Source organism: Idiomarina sp. 28-8, from assembly GCF_000320945.2.
Lineage (GTDB): Bacteria > Pseudomonadota > Gammaproteobacteria > Enterobacterales > Alteromonadaceae > Idiomarina > Idiomarina loihiensis.
This window is the reverse complement of sequence record NZ_BANL01000044.1, coordinates 1-1,623: the sequence shown is the minus strand read 5'-3', so window position 1 is coordinate 1,623 and position 1,623 is coordinate 1. Positions and strand designations below refer to the sequence as shown.

The window sequence follows — 1,623 nt, the reverse complement described above, 5'->3', positions numbered from 1 at the left end:
CCAGTAGTTTGGGTGCCATAACACTGCGTTTAATATAGCTTTCGAGCCGGTCCTGCTTCTTTGCCGTCGCCAGCTGCAGCATCAGGTCGGCAGCGGTAATAAAGCGCACTTTAATGCTTTTCTGAATGGCCTGATAGGCGTAACTTAATGCCAGATGGCTTTTCCCCACACCGCTTGGCCCGAGTAAAACGATGTTCTCTGCCCGCTCGATAAAGGCCAGGCTGGTCAGCTCCTGAAGCTGTTTTTTGGGTGCCCCGGTGGCGAACTTAAAGTCGTAATCCGAGAACGATTTTATGGCCGGTAATCCGGCGAACTTGAGCAGGGTTTCCCGTGTGCGTTGCTGCCGGGCTTCCAGCTCAACGCTCAGCAACTGCTCAAGGAAGTCAGCCAATGAGTCTTCTCTACCGGCGGCGGTGTCAGCGATTGCTGACCATTCGGTTGCCAGGGTGCCTAATTTCAGTGTGTCACAGGCACTCTGTATCCGCTCCATTTGCAGGTTCATGGGCGAGCGCCCAGTAATTGGTCGTAGACACTTAGCGGGTGCTGGAAGCTCTCTATCGGCATTGCGGTACGTGATGGTATTGGCCGGGTTTTATCGGACAACGGCCTTGCCGGTAACGGTGCTAACGCCAGTTGCTCTTTAACCAGCAATACCGCAGGTTTTTGCTTCGTGGTTCCGTGTTTTCTCTGATGCGCGACATCCTCGAGCCAGGGACCGACCTGAGCGTTAGCCGTTTCTACATCCAATGCCAGCCCGGCTTGCTTCAACGTCGCTGCCAGTGGCGTAATAAAACTGTTTTTCAGGTAGCCGTTAAACCGCTCGACCTTACCTTTGGTTTTAGCTCGATATGGGCGGCAGGCTCTTAGCCTAAATCCATAATCGGACGCCAGCTCAAGCAGGTGCTTATTCCAGCGATGACGACCTTCACCATACGCATCGCGCTCAATCATCAGGCATTTGGCATTATCAAACAAAACTTCTTTCGGCACACCGCCGAAGTAGTGCAAGGCTTCCCGAATACCGGTTATCCAGTCCTCCTGCTTCTCGTGAGTGCTGAACCGAACGTAAGAGCCGCGGCTAAAGCCCATGGTTGCAACGAAAGCTTTGAGCTTAAAGCGACCCCGCTTGATGGTCGTAAAGTCCACCTGCATTTGCTTCCCCGGTGCCGTTTCAAATCGGACAATTTCCTCTTCAGTCTGAGGCTTAAACTGACGGATATAGATTTTTACAATCCCTTCCTTACCGTCATAACCCTGCGTTTCAATTTCACGGAACAAGACGGCTCCCGGTATCCAGTAGGGCTTTGCGGCTTCAATACGCTCCCGCAGATAAGGCTTAAAGGGATCCAGTTTTGATGGTCGCTCAAGCCTTGGTCCATAACTCGGTGTGCGCGCTATGTCGCGCAAATAACTGCGAACTGTGTTGCGTGCTATGCCTAATTTGCGGCTGATAGCCCGGATACTGTGACCTTGTTGGTGTAACACATGAATATCCACTAGTGACTCCTGATTTAACATTGCATCTCAACCGCCGTTCTTTTTTTCAGATCAGGCGGTCATTGTGCCTCAGGTGGGTCAATTTTAAATTGCCGTTAGTGGGTCAGTTTTACATTGCCGGTGACA

2 protein-coding genes are annotated in these 1,623 nt (G+C 51.7%); both read right to left on the bottom strand.

Features of this window, described 5'->3' with window-relative positions; genetic code table 11:
* Positions 1-502 (bottom strand): ATP-binding protein (locus RJ32_RS00010; RefSeq protein WP_034823188.1); only part of this gene is annotated, 502 nt, incomplete at its 3' end.
* Complete coding sequence (istA, locus tag RJ32_RS00005) at positions 499-1,518, bottom strand: IS21 family transposase (RefSeq protein WP_034823186.1); 1,020 nt, start codon at positions 1,516-1,518, stop codon at positions 499-501. The genes RJ32_RS00010 and istA, both read right to left, overlap by 4 nt.
* Positions 1,519-1,623: the final 105 nt, after the last annotated feature.

Excerpts from the sequence above, each read along its gene's own strand:
- istA (WP_034823186.1), bottom strand. The coding sequence starts at position 1,518 with ATGTTAAATCAGGAGTCACTAGTGGATATTCATGTGTTACACCAACAA.